At 25.6% G+C, this 4151-nt stretch carries 3 protein-coding genes and 1 pseudogene; all 4 read left to right on the forward strand.

Annotation, left to right across the window (positions count from 1 at the left end; genetic code table 11):
• The first annotated feature begins 316 nt into the window (after positions 1–316).
• Entirely contained in the window at positions 317–712 is a 396-nt protein-coding gene (locus B5E75_RS13980; RefSeq protein ID WP_087360524.1) for a CPBP family intramembrane glutamic endopeptidase, read from the forward strand.
• A gap of 70 nt (positions 713–782) precedes the next feature.
• Positions 783–938 (forward strand): annotated as a pseudogene (locus B5E75_RS13985) (amino acid--tRNA ligase-related protein); the annotation flags it as partial.
• A 567-nt stretch (positions 939–1505) separates the two neighbouring features.
• Positions 1506–1733, forward strand: a complete 228-nt coding sequence (locus B5E75_RS13990; RefSeq protein WP_087360527.1) for a hypothetical protein — start codon at positions 1506–1508, stop codon at positions 1731–1733.
• A 771-nt stretch (positions 1734–2504) separates the two neighbouring features.
• Positions 2505–3641 (forward strand): MFS transporter, encoded by a 1137-nt coding sequence (locus tag B5E75_RS13995; protein ID WP_162607713.1) that lies wholly within the window; start codon positions 2505–2507, stop codon positions 3639–3641.
• Positions 3642–4151: the final 510 nt, after the last annotated feature.

Consider the following 4151-nt stretch of genomic DNA (forward strand, 5'->3'; position numbering starts at 1 on the left):
ATATGAAGCCAAACGAAGAGGAATCCTAATATTAAGAAGTATTCCTAGTTATATTGAACAGGAACATAATTGTACATCATAAATGATCATTTTTGTACAAAATTATATTGACATTTATATATATCAAGCAGATCTTTATTATATATACACTATTAATAGTTTGTATTCTTATAGAATATATATATCTAAGAAAGCTGTGGTTTTCTATAGCAACACTATATTTGCTAGGTGTATTTCTACCAATTTATATATCATATAAAAGGGTGGACTTGAAGAAATAGGCATAAGAAAATATAAGAAGAAAGAAATTATATATATGGCTATTGTGATCTGTTTCTTTGTAGCATATCAGTTTTTTAGAAGATACTATATTTACAATAACAGTATGCCATTGGATTCTATTCCAAGTTTATTGTATCAAATATTTGCTGTGGGGTTATCGGAAGAAATATTGTTTAGAGGTTTTATAGGCAAGAAGTTTCCTATTAAAAACACTTTTATGAGATATTTAGTTGTAGGTTTACTATTTGCTGTTTTGCATCTGCCAATGTATTGCTATAACTATGGACTTCATGCTATAAAAGCATTCTTTTTATTTGAAGTTCAAGCTCAATGGATGTCTCATATAATCAATCAGCTTATGTATGATTCATTTGGAAGTTTTATTCCGGTTTCTATTCTACATGGTATGAATAATTGGCTTAATAAATAAAATGGTGGCATACATTTTGGCATACAAAATAAGATAAATATGTATAAAAGCTACAAATTATATATGGATAAAAATGGATCTAGATTATGTAGAAGCATTGGAATACGAATTACCACCAACAGGTGGAATGGGTATGGGTATTGATAGACTTGTGATGTTATTAACTGGACAAGAATCTATCCAAGAAATTATCTTGTTCCCACAGATGAAACCAAGAAATAAATAGTGATAAAATCAATATAATTTGAATTTGATAAAAAAATATAACTAAGTTTAGCAATATTTAAATAAACTTCATAATGATAATTCTACTTATCAAAAAAACTTTTCCATTTAATATATTATAAATAATTATTGCAAAAGTGAATGCATTACAATATTTTTGTATAAAATTGTTAAAAATAATCATACTTGAAATTAGGCAGGTTACATGTTATAATCTGCTTGTAAATCAGATAGCATTGTACCAAATGCAAAAAGGTAAGGAACGCGACTCCTTACCTTTTCTAGTTTTTATAGTGAACTTAACACTAGGCTAGTTACCGTTAAAAGTGACTGTCTAACCATTTGCATATGTAATATACCATTAATCCTGCCACGACAGCAACTATTAAATCAGATAACATTGAACCATCTCCTTTCAAGAGGAGGAACGATAACAATCATATTATATCAAATACAAGATATTTCACAATTAAAAACATCCTTATGCAACTATTTTCAATGCAATTTATAACAAAAAACATTATAATTTTTTTTAGTACTTTTAATGAAAGAAAAGGATAGTTATTTAATGAATGAATTTTTTGATAAAAGAAAAGCTTTGCAGATCATACTAGACAAATCATATAAAAAAGGAATATCTCAATCTCAATTGATTGAAGGAATTTACGACTATTCCCATTTCAATAGAATGTGTAATGGTAAAGAAAACATAAAAATAGATATACTTGTTTTATGTTGTATAAAATTAAATATTAGCTTTGATCAAGTTATACAATTAAGTAAAGAAAAAGATTGATAGAATTAGATACTTATTATGAATAATTTGAAATCATAAGACTAAAAAGGGACTTCAATGAATTACCAGAATTATATCAATTAATCATTTCTAATGAAAAAATAAAAGAATTAAATAAATATAAACAATTATCTACTCACATCCTTGTCATTATTGAAGCTCAAAACAATCATAATTTTAATACCGCAAAATATTTATTAGAACAAACATTTGAACTATCAAGACATTCCATAAAAAAGTATGCTCAATTTTATTTATCAAAGGAACAAATAGAAATTTTAATTGATTATGCTTTATGTTGTTTTTCTTTACATGATTCAAGATGGCAAGACATATTATTGTTTTTGAACGATAAAAGAAATCATTATATTGATGAAGATACTTTTAACTATATATATCCAAAAATTTCATATAATATAAGTACAATATTTCTCATTAATCAAGATTATTCAAAATCTTTAATTTATAGTGAAGAATCCATACAATTTTGTAGAAATAAAAACAATTTCATTTATTTACCCTACCTATACTATAATTCAGCCTGTAGCCTTTCTATGTTGAAGAATTATGATAAAGCTAAGGAATACTTAGATAACAGCAAAAACATATTTAAACTTCAAAATCATTTAGAAGAATTTCAAAAAACATATCAAGATGACTCTCAAATATATTTCAACCATAGCGATTTTGCTATTTAAAAGCTATCAAAATCTGATAAGATGAATAGCACAATACTTTTGTATTAAAATCAGATGAAGGTAGTGGATTAATGTGAAAAAAAGTATAGCTTATTTAAAACTTATTGATTTATTAAATGGTCTTGTTTTTTATGCTCCTGTAGCTCTTTTGTTAAGGACATCAAGAGGCATAACGATTCCTCAATTTTTTTCGTTACAAATTATTCTATATTTAACAACTTGTTTAGCAGAGATTCCTTGTGGATTTATTACTGATAAAATAAGATATAAAAATACAATTATTTTATCATTGGGACTTATGACACTAGCCAGGATTCAATTTATTTTTGCTGATTCATTTTATATTTTTGTTATAGAAGCAATATTAGAAGGTATCGCAATATCCTTTATGAGTGGAACAATGAATGCCTATATCTATCAACTACTAGGAGAAGAAGATTTTGAAAAAAATATGTCTAGTATTGATAATTATGGCACTGTTGGATTTATTTCAAGCACTATTTTATTTTCATTCATTTATAAAATCGGAGGCATGAATACACTCGTTATTTTGACTATTATTTCTACATTAATAGCTTTTATTATCTCATTTTTTCTTCTAGAATCCCATTATCAAGAAAATACAAAGAACAGTCTAAAAGAAACAGAATTATTCAAAAGAACTAGTTTTTGGAAAATTTCAACATATTCTAGTTTATTTTCATTAGGAATGATTGTCATTAATTATTTTTATGTTGTCAAACTAGAAGTTTTGGGTATTGATGAAACATATATGAGCGGAGTCATTCTCTTGTACTCTTTTGTTCAACTAATCATACCAAAGATTTTAGATAAATTAAACAAAAATAAAACTCAGTATCATGTTAAAGCCTTTTTATGCCTGGCTGGAATATGTTTTCTCATTCTCTATTTCTCAAACAATATTATTGTCACATTATTCATGATGTCTATAATATCTACAATTATTATGATTCCTTATTATATCTTTTCAGGAATACAAAACAATTATATTGATCAGTTGAATTTGCATGATAATCGAGCAACAATACTATCAATATTTAACATGGGTAATAATATTGTTTCTATTGCATCTTTTATTTTCTTTAGTATGAATGTCAATATTGATGGATTAAATATATTTTTAATGGTAGGCATTCTTTATATTATCATAGCCATATTATACAAGAATATTTACATTGAAAATAAATAATATTATCTTTATAACAGATATTGAATATATCGTTAAAAATGTTTCATACTTGAAATTGAATAGATTCAATGCTATAATCTATTCGTAAATCGAACATTGTTATATCACAATGCAAAAAGGTAAGGATCGTGACTCCTTACCTTTTCTGGTTTTTATAGTGAACTTAACACTAGGCTAGTTATCGTTATAAATGTCTGTCTAACCATTTGCATATGTAATAAACAATGACACTTGCCATTACAGAGATTATCAAATCGAAAATTATTATGTCACCTCCTCTCCAAACAGGAGGGACGATAACAAATGCATTATATCAAATACTAATTTCTTTAACAATTTAATATTAAAAAATATTCAGATGAATACGATTCAAATATGATAATGTCTTAATATATTCAAAAATCTATGTTATGATATAGCCTCACTTTTATTGGGAGGTTGTTGTATGAGAAAGGTTGAATTAAGAATGAATGAAGAAAATAAATATTTGATTATTAAAAAACTGGTTGA

Origin of the sequence: Massiliimicrobium timonense (assembly GCF_002160865.1) — a bacterium.
GTDB lineage: Bacteria > Bacillota_I > Bacilli_A > Erysipelotrichales > Coprobacillaceae > Allocoprobacillus.

Coding starts and splice junctions, on each gene's coding strand:
- B5E75_RS13980 (WP_087360524.1), top strand. CDS start 317: ATGGCTATTGTGATCTGTTTCTTTGTAGCATATCAGTTTTTTAGAAGA.
- B5E75_RS13990 (WP_087360527.1), top strand. CDS start 1,506: ATGAATGAATTTTTTGATAAAAGAAAAGCTTTGCAGATCATACTAGAC.